This is a genomic window from Chitinophaga eiseniae (assembly GCF_012641265.1).
Classification (GTDB): Bacteria; Bacteroidota; Bacteroidia; order Chitinophagales; family Chitinophagaceae; genus Chitinophaga; species Chitinophaga eiseniae_A.
This window is the reverse complement of sequence record NZ_JABAHZ010000001.1, coordinates 1,154,389-1,174,190: the sequence shown is the minus strand read 5'-3', so window position 1 is coordinate 1,174,190 and position 19,802 is coordinate 1,154,389. Positions and strand designations below refer to the sequence as shown.

General features: G+C 48.6%; 15 protein-coding genes. 4 read left to right on the top strand and 11 right to left on the bottom strand.

Going from position 1 to position 19,802, the window contains the following annotated elements:
• The first annotated feature begins 9 nt into the window (after nt 1-9).
• Nucleotides 10-3,309: a S41 family peptidase gene (locus HGH91_RS04605; protein WP_168737253.1), complete on the top strand. Its 3,300-nt coding sequence runs from the start codon at nt 10-12 to the stop codon at nt 3,307-3,309.
• A gap of 108 nt (nt 3,310-3,417) precedes the next feature.
• Here HGH91_RS04605 and HGH91_RS04600 read toward each other — a convergent pair whose 3' ends face one another.
• From HGH91_RS04600 to HGH91_RS04565, 8 genes are all read right to left on the bottom strand, one after another.
• Entirely contained in the window at nt 3,418-4,398 is a 981-nt protein-coding gene (locus tag HGH91_RS04600; protein ID WP_168737252.1) for a DUF6268 family outer membrane beta-barrel protein, read from the bottom strand.
• A gap of 161 nt (nt 4,399-4,559) precedes the next feature.
• Nucleotides 4,560-5,801, bottom strand: coding sequence for a beta-ketoacyl-ACP synthase II (gene fabF, locus HGH91_RS04595; RefSeq protein WP_168737251.1), 1,242 nt, complete (start codon nt 5,799-5,801; stop codon nt 4,560-4,562).
• 6 nt (nt 5,802-5,807) lie between these two features.
• A complete protein-coding gene (locus HGH91_RS04590; protein WP_168737250.1) occupies nt 5,808-6,365 on the bottom strand; it encodes a TetR/AcrR family transcriptional regulator in 558 nt (185 codons plus the stop codon).
• Between the two features lie 53 nt (nt 6,366-6,418).
• A complete protein-coding gene (locus HGH91_RS04585) occupies nt 6,419-6,853 on the bottom strand; it encodes a hypothetical protein (protein ID WP_168737249.1) in 435 nt (144 codons plus the stop codon).
• A gap of 2 nt (nt 6,854-6,855) precedes the next feature.
• Nucleotides 6,856-7,329 (bottom strand): hypothetical protein, encoded by a 474-nt coding sequence (locus HGH91_RS04580; RefSeq protein WP_168737248.1) that lies wholly within the window; start codon nt 7,327-7,329, stop codon nt 6,856-6,858.
• Between the two features lie 170 nt (nt 7,330-7,499).
• Nucleotides 7,500-7,850: a GIY-YIG nuclease family protein gene (locus HGH91_RS04575; protein ID WP_168737247.1), complete on the bottom strand. Its 351-nt coding sequence runs from the start codon at nt 7,848-7,850 to the stop codon at nt 7,500-7,502.
• A gap of 4 nt (nt 7,851-7,854) precedes the next feature.
• Nucleotides 7,855-8,445 (bottom strand): TetR/AcrR family transcriptional regulator, encoded by a 591-nt coding sequence (locus HGH91_RS04570; RefSeq protein WP_168737246.1) that lies wholly within the window; start codon nt 8,443-8,445, stop codon nt 7,855-7,857.
• 113 nt (nt 8,446-8,558) lie between these two features.
• Complete coding sequence (locus tag HGH91_RS04565) at nt 8,559-11,768, bottom strand: AsmA-like C-terminal region-containing protein (RefSeq protein WP_168737245.1); 3,210 nt, start codon at nt 11,766-11,768, stop codon at nt 8,559-8,561.
• A 113-nt stretch (nt 11,769-11,881) separates the two neighbouring features.
• On the opposite strand from HGH91_RS04565, the gene HGH91_RS04560 reads away from it, so the two are divergent.
• Together HGH91_RS04560 and HGH91_RS04555 are read left to right on the top strand one after the other, a co-directional pair.
• Nucleotides 11,882-12,868, top strand: a complete 987-nt coding sequence (locus HGH91_RS04560) for a glycoside hydrolase family 43 protein (protein ID WP_168737244.1) — start codon at nt 11,882-11,884, stop codon at nt 12,866-12,868.
• Nucleotides 12,869-12,954: 86 nt separating this feature from the next.
• On the top strand, nt 12,955-15,390 hold the full coding sequence (locus HGH91_RS04555) for a TonB-dependent receptor (RefSeq protein ID WP_168737243.1): 2,436 nt from the start codon (nt 12,955-12,957) through the stop codon (nt 15,388-15,390).
• On the opposite strand, the gene HGH91_RS04550 is transcribed toward HGH91_RS04555, so the two are convergent.
• A complete protein-coding gene (locus HGH91_RS04550) occupies nt 15,376-16,635 on the bottom strand; it encodes an MFS transporter (protein ID WP_168737242.1) in 1,260 nt (419 codons plus the stop codon). The genes HGH91_RS04555 and HGH91_RS04550 overlap by 15 nt on opposite strands.
• 114 nt (nt 16,636-16,749) lie before the next feature.
• On the opposite strand from HGH91_RS04550, the gene HGH91_RS04545 reads away from it, so the two are divergent.
• The gene (locus HGH91_RS04545) at nt 16,750-17,637 is read left to right on the top strand and encodes a LysR substrate-binding domain-containing protein (protein ID WP_168737241.1); all 888 of its coding nucleotides are present in this window, start codon (nt 16,750-16,752) and stop codon (nt 17,635-17,637) included.
• Nucleotides 17,638-17,689: 52 nt separating this feature from the next.
• On the opposite strand, the gene HGH91_RS04540 is transcribed toward HGH91_RS04545, so the two are convergent.
• Nucleotides 17,690-18,670: a helix-turn-helix transcriptional regulator gene (locus HGH91_RS04540; RefSeq protein WP_168737240.1), complete on the bottom strand. Its 981-nt coding sequence runs from the start codon at nt 18,668-18,670 to the stop codon at nt 17,690-17,692.
• 32 nt (nt 18,671-18,702) lie between these two features.
• Nucleotides 18,703-19,797 carry a FecR family protein gene (locus HGH91_RS04535; protein WP_168737239.1) on the bottom strand — a complete coding sequence of 365 codons (1,095 nt, stop codon included), beginning with the start codon at nt 19,795-19,797 and terminating at the stop codon, nt 18,703-18,705.
• Nucleotides 19,798-19,802 lie beyond the last annotated feature (5 nt).

Sequence of the window (19,802 nt, the reverse complement as noted above, 5' to 3'; positions counted from 1 at the left end):
ACGCTTATGATGAAAAAAATAACCCTGATCTTCCTGGCCGCCATGGCCGGAAAACAGGCCATGGCACAGGTAGATGCCGGCCTATTCCGCTATCCCGATGTGTCCAGGTCGCAGATCGCATTTTCCTATGCAAATGATATCTGGATTGTCCCCAAAACCGGCGGCACCGCTATCAAACTGATTTCCCCGCCCGGCGTGGAAACCTTCCCGAAATTTTCGCCCGATGGCAGCAAACTGGCTTATAGCGCTAACTACGACGGCAACACCGACGTGTATGTATTGCCCGTGGCCGGTGGGATACCATTGCGACTTACCCAATACGGTGGCGCCGACAGGGTGGTTGACTGGACGCAGGATGGGAAACAGGTGCTCTTTGCCTCCGGCAGGGAAAGTACCAAGGAGCGCTTTAACCAGTTCTATACCATCCCGGAAACCGGTGGCGCCCCGGTGAAACTGCCGCTGGCTTACGCGGAATTCGGCTCCTGGTCGCCCGACGGCAACAGCATCGCGGTAACCACCCGCACCCAAAGCTTCTCCAACTGGAAAAGATACCGGGGCGGCATGAAAGCAGATATCCATATTTTCGATTTTAATAAACAACAGTCCGAAAATATTTCCAGCAAAAGTGAAACCAGCGACGAGTTCCCGATGTGGTATAAAAACTATATTTATTTCCTGTCGGATCGTGGCGACGAAAAACGGATGAACCTCTGGCGCTACGACACCAACACGAAAGCCAGTATACAGGTAACCCACTATAAAGACTACGACGTACATTTCCCCTCTATGGGGCCGGCCGATATTGTGTATGAAGCCAATGGGAAATTATATCTCCTGTCACTCGACAATGAACAAACCACGGAAGTAAAAATCAGCATCAGCACCGACCTGGCAGGCCTGAAACCCCGTACGGTGCATCCGGGGGCGCTCATACAATCTTCGGCCATCAGTCCCGACGGACAGCGCGCCCTGATCAGCGCCCGGGGCGATATATTTTCAATACCAGCCAATAGCGGGTATATCAAAGACCTAACCCGCACCAGTGGTGTAGCGGAACGCTACCCGGTATGGTCGCCCGATGGCAAAAATATCGCCTGGTGGAGTGATAAATCGGGGGAATATGAACTCTGGCTGGCGCCTGCCGGTAAGGAAAACGAAGCGCACCAGGTCACCCACTATGGCCCCGGTTTCCGCTTCCGCCCTTACTGGTCGCCCAATGGAAAGCAAATCGCCTTCATCGACCAGACCATGAAAATATTTGTACTCGATATTGCTACCGGCAAAACCACCGAGGTAGACAAAGCCCTGCACTATTCTCCCGATGCATTTGAAACATTCCGCTTTAGCTGGACGCCTGACAGCCGCTGGTTAACATATAGCCGCGACCTGGAAAATGGACATGAAGCCGTTTTTCTCTTCGATACAAAAGATAACCAACGCCACCAGGTCACCAGCGGCTTTTACGACTGCAACCGTCCCATATTTGATGAAAGCGGAAAGTACCTGTACCTGTTCACCAACCAGTCTTTCAAGCCTATCTATAGCAGTATAGATAATACTTTTATTTATGCTAATAGCACCCTCATTGGCGTCATAGGGCTGCAAAAAGAAACCCCTTCTTTGCTGGCTACCCGCAATGATGCCGTAGACATGAAAGAAGATAAAAAGGGATCCCCCGCGCCCGCAAAGGATAAAGACAAGCACAAGAAAGACAAGAAAGAGGATGACAAGAAAGAGGATGACAAGAAAGACAAGCGGGGTGCCGGAAAAACAGTCGCCACCGCGATTGACCTCGACAACATGGAAGCCAGGATGATATTGCTGCCGGTGCCAGGCGGCAACTATTCCCGGCTGGGGGCCACTAAAGGGAAAATCCTGTTTCTCACCACCAGCACGCCGGACGAAGACGAAGGAAACGGCGAAAGCACGTTACAATACTATGATATCGCCACCCGCCAGGTGAAAACCATCATCAAAAACCCAGGTCAGTACGAGCTTTCTGCCAATGGCAATAAAATACTGGTCAATAACGGCCCCTATGGCGTGATCGATGTAGCCGAAAATCAGAAAATAGATACGGCTATGCGCATTGCCGAAATGACCATGACCGTCCAACCCATGGAAGAATGGAAACAACTGTTTATGGATACCTGGCGCATGGAAAGGGACTTCTTCTACGATCCGCATATGCATGGGGTAGACTGGAATGGTGTAAAAGATAAATACCTGCGCCTGCTGGAAGGGGCCCGCACCCGCGATGAGGTCAGCTTCGTTATCCGCGAAGTGCTGGGTGAAATAAGCTCCTCGCATACCTACAATATGGCTGGTGACGTAGAAAATGCCAAAATAGAAAATGTTGGTTACCTGGGCGTCGACTGGCAAGCCGACGGCCAGTATTACAAAATAAAAAGAATTATCCGCGGCGCACCCTGGAATGGAGAAGTGCGCAACCCGCTCGACGAACCCGGTGTAAACATCCATGAAGGGGATTATATACTGGCGGTGAATGGTGTGCCGCTCACCACCGCACAGGAACCCTATGCCGGCTTCCAGGCACTGGCAGGCAAGGCCGTGGAACTTACCTACAACAGCAGGCCTGCAATGGAAGGCGCTAAAACAGCGATCGTTACCACTATGGGCAGGGAATACCGCCTGCGTCACCTGGCCTGGATAGAAAGTAACCGTAAACGGATTGCGGATGCCACCAACAACCAGGTAGGCTATATCTATGTGCCCAGCACGGGCTGGGATGGGCAGGATGAGCTGATCCGTCAGTTCAACGCGCAATGGGATAAAGCCGCGCTCATTATCGATGAACGCTTCAATAACGGTGGACAAATCCCCGATCGCTTTATAGAAATGCTTAACCGCAAACCCCTCGCTTACTGGGCCACCCGCAGCGGTACGCCACAGCCATGGCCCATGTACGCCAACTTCGGTCCCAAGGTAATGCTCATCAATGGCTGGAGTGGCTCCGGAGGAGATGCCTTCCCCGACTACTTCCGTAAAGCCGGCCTCGGGCCCATTATAGGTACACGCACCTGGGGCGGATTAATAGGTATCAGCAATACACCGCCACTGATAGATGGCGGCGTGATAACCATCCCTAATTTCCGCATGTTTAACCCCGATGGCACCTGGTTCCGCGAAGGCCATGGCGTAGATCCGGATATCCCGGTAGATGAAAATCTCGGGGATATGGCCAAAGGAGTGGATCCGCAGATAGAACGTGCTATTACAGAGATAAAAAATCTCCTGCAAACCAAAGGCTATAAGGCGCCCACACAGCCGCCTTATGAAGTGAGGTAGAGATTTTTTAAGCAAAGCGGCTTTGCCGCTTTGCTTAATCAGGCAACTGTTGAATGCTTTCCGGCTATAGGTCGGAAAGCATTTTGTATTTTAATATACTCGTTCCCGTTAGTGACGCCCAGGCTTGAAATTCCATCGTAGACCACCGCTAAAAAAATAGTTCGTTGCCAGGCGATGTGGATGCTGTTTATCAAACATATGCGACAAATCTTTTTCCTGGAAAGACACTTCATTCAGCAGGGTAGCGCCCCCGGAGGCGACAAAGTCGATATGCTTGTTCAGGTGCCAGGTATTTTCCAGGCCTATACTCATCTCCGTTTGGCCCATCATTCTTTTGTTGTTTTGCTGATTTTCTACGTCGTAAGCGGCGCCACGCATACGGAAAGCAAGACCGAGGTCAGTATATTTATTCAGCGTGGTAGACACACTGATTTTTTCAGGGAAATTAATATCTATCCTATACTTGTTATCTGTTTGCCATCTTACCATGAAGGCGGGAAGTACCATAGGCGTACCAAAGGAATTGGTCAGCATTGCCCCTATGCCGTAGGAGAAACGACGATTCACCTGTTTCACAAATAAAACGCCTCCATTTACAAAAAGATCTTTCTCATCGACCTTTACAAGGTCCGTGTAAATACCTGCTGAAACCAGCGCCACCAGCGACCATCGCCGGTTGAGATTGCGGTAGTGCTGCAGTGCCAGTTGGGTACCCAACAGTTCTTCCGGGAAGATGTTGCGCTCATAATCTTTGTTGCTGAATTTGGTGTAACTGCCGGAAGCCGCCAGGGTCCAGTTTCTTACCTTACCGGTGATGGTGTCAACACGGCTGCTGAGCGAAAAGATAGCACCAAAATTATAACGTACCTGTGAAGAGGTGGAATGTGTTTTTACGCTGTCTTCCGGGCGGATATAACGCGAAGCAGGCAGGTAATCTATGCTGAATCCAATGCCGGGTCCATTGAGGGAAGTGGCGCCCAGCTGGGCAAAGATACGTTGAGCAGGAGCAAGGGTGAATATGGCCACTAATAAATAAAGTGATTTTTTTTGCTTACGCAGTTGCAGGTGTTTTGATGTGTAACCCATCATGATTGTCTTTTTTAGTATGTTTTTTTAAACTACATGAGGAAGACAGCATGACCCGGGCATACCCCTACGCACTTTTTAAAAATTAATTTTCGCGAGGTAGTTGATAAAAAAGGCGGTCGTTTTTATGACGACCGCCCCAGGTATTATAGGTAAGTTTTCAACTATATTTTTCGGAAGACGACAATACCATTGTGGCCGCCAAATCCAAAGGTATTGCTCATGGCTACCGACACTGGTTTTTCTATAGCATTGGTCAGCACTATCTGCATCCCTGCGGGAATGGCAGGATCCAGTTGTTGGGTGTTGATGGTAGGAGGGATGATACCCTGCTGTATGCTCATCACGCTGGCAATAGCTTCTATGGCGCCTGCTGCGCCCAATAAGTGCCCCGTCATAGATTTGGTGGCGCTGATATGCAGGTGTGCAGGTGCTGCTCCAAATAATTTACCAATTGCGGCTATTTCGCTCAGGTCGCCCACCGGAGTAGAGGTAGCATGGGCATTCAGGTAATCGACGGAAGATTTATCCAGTCCGGCATCTTCGAGTGCCTGCTGCATGGCACGGAAAGCGCCCAGTCCTTCAGGATGCGTAGCGGTCATGTGATAGGCATCTGCTGTCATCGCGGCGCCCGCCACTTCTGCATAAATATGCGCGCCCCTGGCCTTTGCATGTTCGTACTCTTCCAGTATCAGTGCGCCGGCGCCTTCTCCCATCACAAATCCATCGCGATCCACATCAAAAGGCCTCGAAGCCACCGTCGGATCATCATTACGAACCGACATGGCCTTCATCGCGCAAAATCCACCTACGGAGGCCGGCGTAACAGGCGCTTCAGAACCCCCTGTTACGATAACTTTAGCCTTGCCCAGCCGGATGTAATTTAACGCATCCATGATGGCAGTATTGGAAGTGGAGCAGGCAGATACAGTGGTATAGTTGATGCCCATCAGCCGGTATTTAATAGAAATCATTCCTGAAGCCATATTCGTAATCAGCTTGGGTACGAAATAGGGACTGAAGCGCGGATTAAAATCACCGGACACATATTCGGTCACCTGCTCTTCGAAAGTCTGCATACCGCCTTGTCCTGAGCCCCAGATCACCCCGGTATCAAAAGGATCCATGTTACTGAAATCCAGTCCGCTGTCGCGAATGGCCTGATCGGCAGCAACCAATGCATATTGTGTAAATGGATCAGTTTTCCGGAGTTCAGCCTTATCCAGCAGGGCGCTGGCGTCAAACCCTTTCAATTCATGGGCAAACCGGGTGCGGAAGCGGCTGGCATCAAAATGGGTGATGGCGGCAGCGCCACTTTTCCCATTCACCAGGTTATTCCAGAAAGAGGCAACATCATTGCCTATTGGCGACACCGCGCCCATGCCTGTTATGACAACTCTTTTCATAGTTAGCTATTTTTGACAGAGGTCTTCCAGTAGTTGATCTGCAATCCGGTGAAAGGCGGATGGGCCCATCACGCGGGATAGCAGCAGGGAAGACTGTAAATTGGATATGATCATCAGCGCCCGCGCATCGGCGTCGCCTTTAAAGTGAAGACGTTTGTTTTTACGGCCCTGCTCCAGGCAATTGGTCAGCCATTGCAGAATGATGCCGCCCATTTCCTGTACCTTGGCCTGCATGTCGGGCGACAATGTTTCAAAATCAGTAGCCAGTGAGCCCATCAGGCAGATGTTGCCTTCGCTGTTGTAGCGCCGGAATACATTGAATAACTGCGACAGCTGCTCATCTTCCGGCAGGTGGGCCCATTTGCCGGTGTTGCCGGTAAATAGCGCAATTTCATGAGCTACTACCTCTATTCCTAAATCTGCTTTCGCCGGAAAATGATAGTGTACCGCTGCATTTTTAATATCCAACGGCGCGGAAATGTCTTTGTAGCTGAAGGCGTTGAACCCCTTGGTTCTTACCAGCCTGTCGGCCATGGATACGATTTTATCTTTTGTGCCCGCCATATCTTTTGTTTTTTGGCGGTGTAAAGATACTTACTTAGTGGTAAGTAAGCAAATCAAATTCTTTCTGTCAGCAAAATTGCCAGCGCCTGGATCGCTTTCCTGGAGAATAGCTCCAGCTTCAATGGGATCTTTTCACCACTTTTCATCAACAACGTGAGTCGGTATACGGTAACCTGCTGACTGGTATGTGTCAGCAATTCAATATCCACGATATCGCGGTAATAGTAACAGGTAGCCTGGCGCCGCAGGTTTTGAGTAGTAATGCATTCGGAGTAAACATCGAGGTAACAAACGCTGTTGGATTTGAAAAAGGCGTCATAACAATACCAGCCGATCCCTCCCAGGTACAACACAACGAACACCATTTCCGGGATCTCGTAGTTGAGGTTGGGCACCAGGTACCAGTACAAAGTGTACATCAACCCGGTGAAAATGAAGAACAGCAAAACAGAATGGTAAAGGCGGAAGGAGAAATGCTGTTCTTTCATTTTTACTCATGTGTTGACTGGGCCAGGATCTCAGGTATGATAGAGTCCTTGTAAAATTTTTCCGCTTCTTTGGGTAAACCTGCCAGTGGCTCACAATAGATCTTGCTATCCTGTTTGTTTTCGAAACCTGCAAAGGTAAAGTCGCCATACTCCGGGAAATTGAGGTTGAAAGAGAAGTTGGCGTAGGTTTCATTGCGGGTAATTACATAGAAACGGGTTTTGCTGAATTTCACCCCAATCCGGTGCGGTCCCCGTGCAACCCTGATAGCGCCCGTGGGAAATGTGGTGCGTACATCCAGGCTGTCAATGCGGGTAATCTCCAGGTTATTGCCGGTATACAGTGTAACAGTGCTGTCGCCCTTAGCAAGGCGTTCCAGCTTCCGGATATTGCTACGTCCCTTGATTTCTTTCTGTGCCAGCACAAATAATCCCAGCAGCAGTAAAGCGATATAAATGATGTTTCGTAGCAGTTTCATACATACAGATGGTTAAAATCTGCTGTTAAACTACACACAGCCCCGCATCCGTGATGGATACAATACATATTCGCGGTTAATAATCTTATATTCGCCCCGTTTGCCGGGATACGTGTTTTTCTTGTTTGGTTCACCAGCATCTACAGGACGCAGGTGCCGTAAGTCAGATGCTATTTTTTATGATACCCTTTTTCATCATATGGCGCCAGTTCCAGCATCACCAGCTGTTCCAGGGCTTTAACATCTTTGCGGTGGTCTGCGCCCGGCTCAACAGACTCCTTTAGTACTTCTACGACCTCGTACACGAAACCTTCTTCGCCGTATGCCAGCCAGTCGCGCTGTAAGGCTTCATTGGCGTGATTCCCGGATTTTAACTGTACCCGCAGCGAGTTCCAGGCCCTGTCCAGGTCCATGCTGCTGCCAATAAATATTTTGTCGTTGTGCTTATTACGCAGCTGGTATACTCCTTTGGGAAAAGTCATTTCTTTGTATACCTGCTTCAGTGCTTTCTTCGATGACATGATGTTAACTTTTTAGCTGGCTGTCGATAAAATGGGTGGCCTGTTTGAAAAAGGCGTCATAGCTGCCGGGATGGCGCCTGTTGAGGTAAAGCGTGAGCAGGCCGGTAGTGCCGTATAGCAGGGCGGCTTTTTTCAGCCCCGCTTCGCGGGAAGTGAGCATACGCATGTCTATACAGTAATCCCAGTCCGCGGCGCATAACTCCTCCAGTAGCGAGGTAATCAATGTACTGGTATCTCCCTTACCACTGATATCCGATAATTTCTCCGCAAAAAACAAGTCGAATATACCCGGGTATTGGATGAAGTATTCCATATAAGCCAGGATAATGGCTTTCAGTCGTTTGTTGCCGGGCGTAACAGTCGTCGTGCGGGTGTCCACATACTCCCTGCATTCTTCCCGGAAATCCTTTACACAGAGGAATACCAGGTCTTTCACATCTTTGAAATAGTTGTACAAAGTAGCAAAAGAATACCCCGCCCTGTCTGCAATGTTGCGAACACTCACGCTTTTTAGACCCTCGCTTTTCAACAGGTCTTTCGTAGCGGTAATAAAATAGCCTTTTACCCGCTGCTCCTGTATTTCCTTTTTATTCATAATAGTGCAAATATATTGAACAGTGTTCAAAATGTAAAACAGTATTAAATTAAATGAATAAAAAAGGCGCTTCCATTGGAAGCGCCGCATATAGGTGAAGTCATGATAACCGCTCAGGAAGTGCGTTTCGCCTTTTTCAGGGCTATCTTATATTTATCTGGTGTGCCGGAAACATTCAGGCTCATAAAGCGGACCTTCTTGTCCTTATCGCGTACCTCAATTGCATCTACCTGGTCTACATCCACCTCTTCCCGTTTGCGGCCAAACAGGGCCTGGAAGCCCACCTGCGTCACCATCTTCATAGGGATACGGAGGTAATAGTCCATCTGCATATTCAGCGACTGGCTGCCGGAAACCTCTATATATCCCAGGGAAGAATTGATGTTCATCTTGGGGATCTGCAATACGCCGTTTTTCAGCGTGAGCTGGTTACGCAGGGTGTCAAACCGCACCATACGGAGGTTCTTATCCTTGAAATAGCCAGCCATGGCCTGCATAGGACCGAAATCCAGCAGGGTGCCATTCACAATGGCAATATTCATCTGCGATTCGGTTTCGCTCAGCACCGGCGTCAGATCTGGGTGCAGGCGTACATTGCTCTTGATATGCCCGCTCAGCGTACCTTTCAGGTTATTATTCAGCACGAAGTCCTGCCCAAAATTGTCGAACTTGATCAGCAATTTGGAGATATCTACATTTTCGAGATAGATACCGTTTTTGAAATATAGTTTCTTTGGATCACTGGCGTTAAACATGCCGCGCATGGCTACATGCCCGCCGGCAATGTTCATAGCAATGGTGTCTACCTTAATCTTTTTATCTTCCCGCATATGTACATTCGCCAGCAGGTTTTTTATCCATAGCCGCTTATACTTGACCTTTTTAATATCTACCTGCGTTTCAAATTCGGAGAAGGGGATATTGAATACATTAAAGCCAGCCGCATGCAGGGAATCGTTTTCCTTTATGGTGGTGTGTTTCGCCGGCGCGGTGGTTACAACCGGTTCGCTGAAATCGTAGTTCATCAGCTCATCCACATCCAGCAGGTTGGATTTAAACCGGAAATAATTGCTGCGCTTTTGTTTGTTCTTACCCGGCCCTACGGCATAGCGCATGTTCAGGTCAAAGTCGGTACGACCTATTTTGCCGGTCAGCGTATCTATCACAATAAACCGGTTGTTGCCATAGCGTATCCGTCCGTTTACTTTTTCTATATTAATAGGATGCTCCCGCAGGCTGCCGGAAATATTGGCGATATGTGCATCTACTTTCTTAAATACGGTATCGTATTTAAGGCTCATCTTAGAGCGCAACCACACATTGTTTGCCTGCTCATACCAATACCCCTGGGGAATAAACTGGCGCCCCCGCTGGCTGATCAGGTCATTCACAGCCAGCCGGTCCGATTTAAAGTCAAACGCAATTTCTGTATTTCCCTTTTTGATTTTACTGAACCAGAGGAGATAGTTATTGAGTCGTCCCTTCAGCACAAAATTACTGCTGTCGATGTTTCCACTGAAATTAGACACCCGTAAACTGCTATCACTGATCGCCACCGCAGCGTTGAAGTTGTGCAACGCATGCGGGTACTGCTGAAATGCTGCCTGCAGATGCTCCACTTTAAAGGTTCCCTTAGGCAATGGATTGGGATGTAATAACTCTTTTACCGAGCTTTCAAAAGCCAGTCCTATATTGAAGTCTTTTACCACTTCTTTAGCCAATGCCGGGTGGGTGGAATCCATTTTCCACAGTTCGCCCAGCTGCAGGCGCCTGCTGGACGCGCCAAAGGTAACGGCTACCGGCTTGTTTTGCTGGTGGAACAAGGCCGGTACATCGCTCACAGCAGCATGCGCCAGTATATCGGAACTGCCTATACGAAAAGCCACGGAATCGACCTGTAGCCGCCCTTGCTGAATCACCGCATGCACATTCATATTTTGTACTGGCAGGTGATAACCGGGAATCCTGAACTCCAGGTGCTTTACGGTTAACTCGCTTTGTACGCCTTCTTTCAGCTTGGCCAGGCTTTCTTCGGGAATACGCATATCCACCATTTCCCGGAAATTCATATTAAGCTTAATTTCTCCGCTGATCTGCTCCAGGTCTTTAATGCCCAGGAATTCCCCCACAAATCGCAGGTTCAGCTCAGAATATAACTGCATAATGATTTGCGGATCGGTGAAGTTCTTCATCACAAAGTTGCCCTTGAATACACCAGTACCCGGGCGGGCATTGAAATTAAGGATATGCAACTCTGATGTTTGAAGGTTATGCGCTGCGCCATTGGTGTAATATCCCTTAAAGCCCAGTTGATCTACTTTCCGGTCTACTTTTTTATTCTGGAACCATACGGCTTCGCAACCAAAATTAACGGTAATCAGGGGGGCTATTCCCTTGCCTACTGGTCCTTTGATAATACCGTCGAAAAAGATACGACCGTCGTGTTTGTATTTCTCCAGTAACACCGCTACGTCCTGCGGCACCAATGCCAGCAAGAGATTCATGTCGGGCTTGTCGCCCTTCACTTTAAGATCCACAAAGTGCTGGCTCAATAGTCCCTCCAACTCGAGGGAAGCGGCTTCCAGCCTGATCTTACCCGGAGGAAGCGTCAATGTTTTCTTCTGTTTGTCATAAACGGCACTCAACGTAAACTGAAGCTGCTTGTGCCGGAAAAGGCTGGTATCGGTTTTCCCGGTAACATCCACTGTCAGCTTACTGTCCATGTTAATAGCAATGCGGTTGGCGTCCATGGAGAACGCGGTTTTGATTTTATCGATATGGGAGGTAACCTTCCATCCGGTAGCATCATCATGATAGGTGACGTCGATATTTTTCAGGATGATCTTTTTTAGATCGAGATTCAGCGCAGTTGTGGCAGTATCTGTAGCAGCGCTGCTGCTGTCGCTTTTCAGCGTATGTGCGTCAATAATATCTACGGCGCCATTGGCGTAACGGGCCACATGTACTTTCCCGTTGGCCAGCACAATGATGCGGGCATTATACCGCTGCTGTAATACGTCGGGCAGGCTAAAACCTACGTAGAGTCGTTCTACCTGGTACAAAGGAGTCCCATCCATTTTTTTATCTCTGAAAAAACGGACATCGTGTAAGGCAATAGAGATATAAGGAAAGTTGCTGAAAGGGGAGATGCTGCTGCTGGCTATTACCAGTTCCCCCGGGAGTTGTTTGTTCAATTCCCTGATGGCCATCTGGGTAAGCCGTTCCTGCTGACTGTACAGTATACTTCCTGCTATAGCGATCACCAACAGGAAAATACCTGTGATGATCAGTAATAGCCTGATTATTTTTTTTCCACGCTTCATGCCAATTGCCTTTCTGTTGAATAAAAGTATGCAAAAGTATATCGGAAATTTATCATCTTTAAAAACGCTATGGAGATTTTATTATTTTTAACGATTCATTTTAATTGTTATTCATGAAAAGAAGAATTATAGCATTGTTATTATTGGCAGGGAGCGCGGGCATGGCTACAGCACAGCAAAAGAAGCTGGACAAATTATCCGGAAACCCTGTATTCCCCGGCTGGTATGCAGACCCGGAAGGGGTGGTATTTGGTAAGGAGTACTGGATTTATCCAACATACTCCGCGGCTTACGAAAAGCAGGTGTTTTTTGATGCCTTTTCTTCGCCCGACCTGGTTACCTGGACCAAACACCCGCGGATATTAGATACCGCCGCTGTAAAATGGGCTAAAAGAGCCATATGGGCGCCGGCTATCATCCAGAAAAATCAACACTACTATTTGTTCTTCGGCGCCAATGATATCCAAAGTAATGCCGAAATTGGCGGCATTGGTGTGGCGGTTGCCGATCATCCCGCCGGACCGTATAAAGATTACCTGGGAAAGCCCCTCGTGGATAGGATCATCAACAAAGCCCAGCCCATTGATCAATACGTGTTCCACGACAGCGATGGTAAATACTACCTCATCTACGGTGGCTGGGGGCATTGTAATATTGCGCAGCTGAAAGATGATTTCACCGGCTTTATTCCTTTTGAAGATGGTACTATCTTCCGCGAGATTACGCCGGAGAAATATGTAGAAGGCCCGACCATGTTTAAGAAAGACGGTAAATACTATTTCATGTGGTCGGAAGGCGGCTGGGGAGGCCCTGACTATTGTGTAGCCTACGCTATCGCCGATTCTCCGATGGGCCCTTTTAAACGCATTGGCAAAATACTGGAGCAGGATCCGGCTATTGCCACCGGCGCAGGGCATCACTCTGTGATCAGCATTCCTGATGAAAATCGCTGGTATATTGTATACCACCGCCGTCCGCTCACAGAAAAAGCAGCCAACTCACGGGAAACCTGTATCGACCGGATGGAGTTTGATGCCAACGGGTATATCAAACCGGTGAAGATCACTAAAGAGGGGGTGACGCGCGCGCCGATCCGATAGACAAATTCCTTATCGCGTAAATCATTTTCCCGATACGATAAAGGCGCCGGTCTGCCTGGTTATATCTTGCGAAAAAAAAGCAATATATGATTAAGCAGACCGGCTTCTTAATAATATGGGTAGTACTCCTTTCCATTCCTAAATTCCTCCTCGCCGAAGACGAGCACGGTGGATCCGTTAAAGGGAAAGTGGTGACCGTAGATGGAAAATCCGCCACAGATGTAGTTATCCGTATCATAGAAACCAACGAGGCCGTTGTGTCAGAAGCAGACGGCACTTTTATATTCGAGCATCTCAAACCGGGTAATTATCATTTGAGCGTTACCCTCATGGGATATCAGCCCATTGAAGAAACGGTAGTAGTCAATGCCGGTAAAGCCACCCATATCCGGATTCAGTTGGCCGTATCCAGCAAGGCGCTGAGGGAAGTGGTGGTCACCGGTAATCACAATAAACTGGTGCGTACTTTCAGTGAAGATGTCGCTAAAATGCCGCTGAAGAATATTGAAAACCCACAAGTGTACAGCACCATTACGAAAGATCTGTTGCAGCAACAGGTAGTTTTTTCGGTAGATGATGCCCTGAAGAATGCACCCGGCCTCACCCGCATGTGGGATGCTACCGGCAGGGGCGGAGATGGTGGCGCTTATTATAACCTCCGTGGATTTATTGTGCAAAGTAAACTGCGCAACGGTCTCGCGGGAAATGTGACCGCCCGGATCGATGCCTATAACCTGGAACAGGTGGAAGTGATCAAAGGCCCATCTGCAACGCTGTTTGGCAATGCGCTTACCTCTTACGGCGGGTTGATTAACCGCGTCACTAAAAAGCCCTATGACCGTTTCGGCGGCGATGTTACCTATTCCATGGGCAGCTACGGCTTTAACCGCATCAGCGCTGATATCAATACGCCGCTGGACAAAGAAAAAGATGTGCTGTTCCGCTTAAATGCCGCCTATAATTATGAAGGCAGCTGGCAGGACTACGGCTTTTCTAAGAACCTGGCGCTGGCGCCCAGCCTGTCTTACCGCGTCAACGACCGCTTATCTTTCTTATTTGATGCCGAATTTTCCACCGGGCAAAATACGGGCCTGGGGGTGTTTTTCTTCCCGTATATGCAGCCGGTATCCGCGCTGGGAACGGATCGTGCTGACCAGCTGAAGATCGATTACAAACGCTCTTACGCCAACAGTAACTTGTTTCAGACAGCCCGCAACACCAATATATTCGGGCTCATGAAATATAAAATTTCGGATCAATGGAACATGAGCACCAATATCAGCTCCACCAACAGTTTTTCCGATGGCCCATCGCCTTACTTTTATCTCTTGTCCGATGCTGCAGCTACCGGGGTAGCGGGAGCAACGGGCAGTAACTATATCTCCCGTAATGACCAGTTTACCGACAATAGCCGGGATGCAATTGTGGAGATACAACATAACTTCAATGGCGACTTCCACATCGGTAGCCTGCGAAATCGCTTTGTAGGCGGATTGGATTATTTCCATCATCATTCCAACCAGTTCTTTGGCGGCAATACTTACGATACAATCCCTTCCCATGGCGATATTCCCGCTTATGGTAACTTCAACCGCCGCAACCTGGATACCCTGTATGCCCGGCATGGATTGTCGTTTACTTTCCCTGTGCGCACCATCAGCAATACGTACAGTGCCTACGCCTCGGACCTGCTCAATATCACCGATAACCTGATGGTATTGGCCGCCCTGCGTATCGACTACTTTGATAATAAAGGCAGCTATAATGAAGTAAAAGGTATTTATGAGGGAAGTTATAACCAGACTTCTTTCTCTCCCAAATTCGGGATCGTATACGAGCCGCTGAAAGACCGGCTGTCCCTGTTCGGTAACTATCAGAATGGATTCACCAACCAGGTGGGCAATGCTGCCAATGGTAAGCCATTTAAACCGGAACAGGCCAACCAGCTGGAAGGTGGTGTGAAATTGCAGTGGTTGAATGGACGGATCAACAGTACGATCAGCTATTACTATATCAAGGTGAAAGATGTACTGCGCCCGGATCTGGGCAATCCTAATTTCTCCGTACAGGATGGTACCCAGGTGAGTAAAGGGATAGAGGCAGAAGTAATTGCCAATCCTTTACAGGGACTAAATATCGTGGCTGGATTTGCCTATAATGACGCGAAATACGAAGCCGCTGCGAAGGAGGTAGAAGGACTTCGTCCTGGTACTGCAGGAGCGCCCACGGTGGCCAACCTTTGGATCAGTTACCGCTTGTCTGCCGGCGCCGCGAAAGGGCTGGGAGCGGGTTTTGGCGGCAACTATGCCAGCGATAATAAGGTGCTGAATGATAGAACGGTAGGCACTTTTATCCTGCCGGCCTACACGGTATTAAATGCCAGCGTATTTTATGATCAGCCCCGTTTCCGGGTAGCGTTGAAAATGGATAATCTCACTAATCAACATTATTGGATTGGTTATACCACCGTAAATCCGCAGAAACTCAGGAGTGTTACCGGCAGCCTGTCATTTAAGTTTTAATGAAGGCGTTGTTATACCAGCACCATCTTGTACCCGGTACACGGTGGTGCTGATTTTTTTACGGTAGTTAACAAATACCACGGTCGCCACAGCGCCCGCCAAACCCGCTACAAATACGGTCAACCGGGGACCAATCAGGTGGGACAATAACCCTGTTAATAAACTTCCTACCGGGATAATACCCTGGAAGGCCATGATATAATAGCTGATAGCCCTGGCGCGCATGGCAGGAATGGCGTGGGTTTGTATGTAAGTATTGATACTGGCTGTTTGTGCCATCATACCCACACCCGAAAGCGCCATGAAGAGGAGCGCTAGCGGCAGCCAGCCGGAAAAGGCCAGCAGCAGCACGCTCAGCGAAAAGATCAGGCTGGCGGTGATCAGGATCTTTATAAGATCTTTATTAGGCTTCAGTTTGGCCATGTAAATAGCAGAAGCGATGGAACCCAGTCCCGCAGCACTCTCAAACCAACTGAAAGTTTTTGCATCTCCATTAAAAATATCTTTGGCAAATACCGGCATCAGGGTATTGAAGGGAATGACCAGCAGGCTGCTGGCACAAAGCATCAGCAATAACGAGGATAAGTCTTTATCGCCTGCAATATAATCGAATCCTTCCCGTAGTTCGGCCCATATACTCCGGTCGGATTTTACAATGACCGGCAGGGTGATTTTCATCATCCACAGGGAAATCAATACCGGTACATAACTGAGGAAGTTGCTGAGAAAACAGAAATCCTCCCCGAAGGTGCTGAGTATAATACCTGCCAGCGCCGGGCCGGCAATGCGGGCAAAGTTAGCCATGGTGGAATTGAGCGCAATAGCGTTGGGCAGGTCTTCCCGCTGCTCCACCATTTCTACCATCAGCGATTGACGGCAGGTTACATCAAATGCATTGATAATGCCCTGTACGAGCGACAGGAAAATGATGCCGGGGATATTATAATATTTGAGTAAGATGATGCCTGCCAGCGCGCCCGCCTGCAACATGGAAATCACCTGGGTAATGACCAATACGCGGTAACGGTTATGCCGGTCGATGTAACTGCCGGCATAAGGTGATAAAAACAGGGAGGGGATCAGGCTTACAAAGCTTACAACACCCAGCAATACCGGCGAGTTGGTGAGCCGGTATACCAGCCAGCATACCGCCGTTTTTTGCATCCAGGTACCTATAAGGGAGATTGATTGTCCGTAGAAGAAGAGCCGGAAATTCCGGGATTTTAAAGCACGAAAAGCATCCATTATTCCACACTATTTAAGTCGTTAATCATATAACCTGGTGCAAATTTCGGGAAGTTGAATATATTTGCTAAATAGATTGTTTTAATGATATTGATTGATAAAACCGATTGATGTATGGAATTAAGGCAACTGAATTATTTTGTAAAAGCGGCGGAGCTGTCCCATTTCACAGAAGCTGCGGGCGCCCTGTACATCACGCAATCGACTTTGTCGCAGCAAATCCGTCAACTGGAAAATGAACTGGGTATACTGCTATTTGATCGTATAGGCAAGCATGTTAGTCTTACCGAAGCAGGCAGCGTATTCCTCTTGCATGCCCGGCAAATACTGCTGGAGGTAGAAAAAGGTAAACAGGCGATACAGGACTTGCAGCAGCTGCTGAGCGGCGATTTACGTATAGGCGTTACCTATGCCTTTACCTCCTTCCTGTTGCCTGCCCTGGCTAGTTTCCCGGTACAGTATCCAGGTATCCGCATGTATGTAGAGTATGGCACCACTCAATTGCTGGAAGCTAAGCTGAGAGCATCAGAACTGGACCTGGTGTTGGCTTTTCACCAGGAGACCTTTAATAAAGACCTGGAAATGCTGGAGCTGTTTCGCTCCAAAATGGTGGTGGCAGTTTCGCGCAAGAATAAGCTGGCCTCTCTGAAAAAGATACCACTGCAGCGGCTCACAGGGATGGACCTCATTTTTCCGTCCCGTGGCTTTAGCGCCCGGGATTCGCTGGACGAGGTATTGCAAAAGAATAATATCCAGCCGGCAGTGCGTATTGAAATGAACGACGTGCATTCCATACTATCGCTGGTAGAAAAGGGGCATTGGGCCACTTTGCTGAATGAGCGGGCCCTGCTGGGTTGGAAAAACCTGGTGGCCATCCCTATTGAAGGCCGGGAACTGCAACGCCGCGCCTATATCATCTGGCAGAAAGGTACGTACCGGAAAAAGGCGGCCGATTTATTCATACAAGAGCTATTGAAGGCATTGCCGGATATGGAGAAATAAGTGACGGCACTCAGCAGCAGCATCGGCCACTGCCGGGTGACCACAGAAAGTGTTATTGTGCCATCCGCAGATCAGCAACGACACAGCGGTAATATTTTCCAAAGGCCTGTACCATTTCTTCCCGGTTATTGTATTGACTGATAGCGGCAATATGCGTCAGTGAATGATCAGTTTCCGCAATCATTTTAAAGAGGCAGGCCATTTTCTCCTGTTCAATCAGTTGTTCCACGGTAGCCAGGAATTGTTGTTCAAATGGCGCTTCCAGGAACTCGGGCACTACCTTAAAGCGTTGGCAAAGAGCTTCTTTACTGACAGCTTCCAGCGGATGCTGCTGTATAAAGGTGGCGATCTCTGTTAACTGCTGCTGATAGCTTTCTTCGAACATAATGGGCGGCCTGTTTTGAAGAAAATGAAGATAGGTGAGATAAAAATCGAGTGCATTCCGCTCAAGGAAAATATCGGAAGCCTTTCCAATATACTTGCAGTTGCAAATCCGCTGCATCACGCCGTAACTGACAAGATTTAGCTGGAATGGCCGGTTATGCGACGGTTTCCGGGTTTCTTCCAGGCCTATGGCGTCGATGATTTTAAATGCAGGGAATAGCGACGACATTTTTTTGAGGGAGTAGCGATTAAAGTTTACATGGAAGCTGAGGATAAATTCTTTTTCATCGGCCGGCACTTCAGGAGCACCTTCCACAGCTTTCACTGTTTTTTTCCTGAGCCGCATACGCATGGGCATGGCGGGATTATTTTCAGTAAACCCCGATACGTGGGCCGGGAGCGCATAGTCGAACGGAAGTACCGTATCCAGGTGTACCCCTTCTGCCAGGTGAATAAAATGATAGTAGATGGCCCAGTCCTCCGATTCCAGGATCTGCTGGTCGATCACCATACCATTCTCGTCAACATCGGTAAAGCATTTAGCATTGGGAACCAATAGGGGATGTACATAGCTGGGTATATGTTCATAAGTGGTATACCTGGTATCGCCACGGACGATCCTCAGTTCTTTGGTTGCAGATTGTTGCATGTGGAATGGTTGATAGATTTTGAGATTTTCGGTTATTTAAAGTGTAGGGTGCTGTCTGCTGTAAAATAGTAATCGGTGCCGGTGGTGGCTTTGATACCTTCCAGGAAAAAGCTCATGGAAGTACTCTTGTCCAGCAGACCGGTAAATGTCCGCGACGCCAGTTCGGGTTTGTCCAACACCGCTTTTACGCCATACCAGCGGAAAACGGACTGGCAAATTTCGTCGAGGTGCGTGTTTGAAAAACAATACAATCCTTTTTGCCAGCTCAATTCTACGGTGGCATTAAACGGTTGCGTATCAAGCGTGGCTGCCTGCTTGTTGAAAATGGCTTGCTGACCGGGTTTCATCGTCACGGTTTTTTTGCCGGCTTTCATTCTCACTTTCCCGTCTACCAGTGATACCTTTACCATGCTGCTGTCATAACTATTGATATTAAAGCTGGTACCCAGTACTTCTACCGTGCTGTTGGGCAGGTGTACCAGGAAAGGACGGTTGGGTTGTCGCGCTATTTTGAGATAAGCCTCGCCGTTGAGGGTAATTTCCCGGCCGGGTCCTGTTGTGGCAAAGCTAAAATCCATGCGGGTGGAGGCATTCAGGTTCACTACCGAACCATCGGGTAGTGCTACCTCATAGCTTTTCCCCGGGGGAACGATCAGCGTATTCATTCCTTCCGGGAGCTGGTCGGCAGCGTTGAGGAACAATGTGTTATTTTTATTCGGAATGGAATGGCCACCAATAGTGACGGCGCCGGATGACTGGCTGAGGTTGATAGTAGGCTGTCCGGCTACCTGTAATAATACGTCTGTATTTATTTTAGCGACGGGAGCGGGTTTGGGGGGAAACAGGAAGTTCCATTTCCACGCAGTCAGCGACACCAGCGCCAATACAGCTGCGGCGGCGGCCCAGGGCAGCATCTTGCGATAGATGGACCTTCTGGGCTTGAAATCAATGATTTCTATCCAGGGATCGGGGGGAGGCGGCACCTGGATAGCGGAAAGCTGCATCCATTTTTCGCGTACTTCCGGATCGGATTCGATCAAATCCTCCAACCATTGATCATCTGTTGCGGAAATAAGGCCCGCAATCTTCTCTGTCATTAACTTGTATATTTCTTCTGCGCTGTTCATGTACA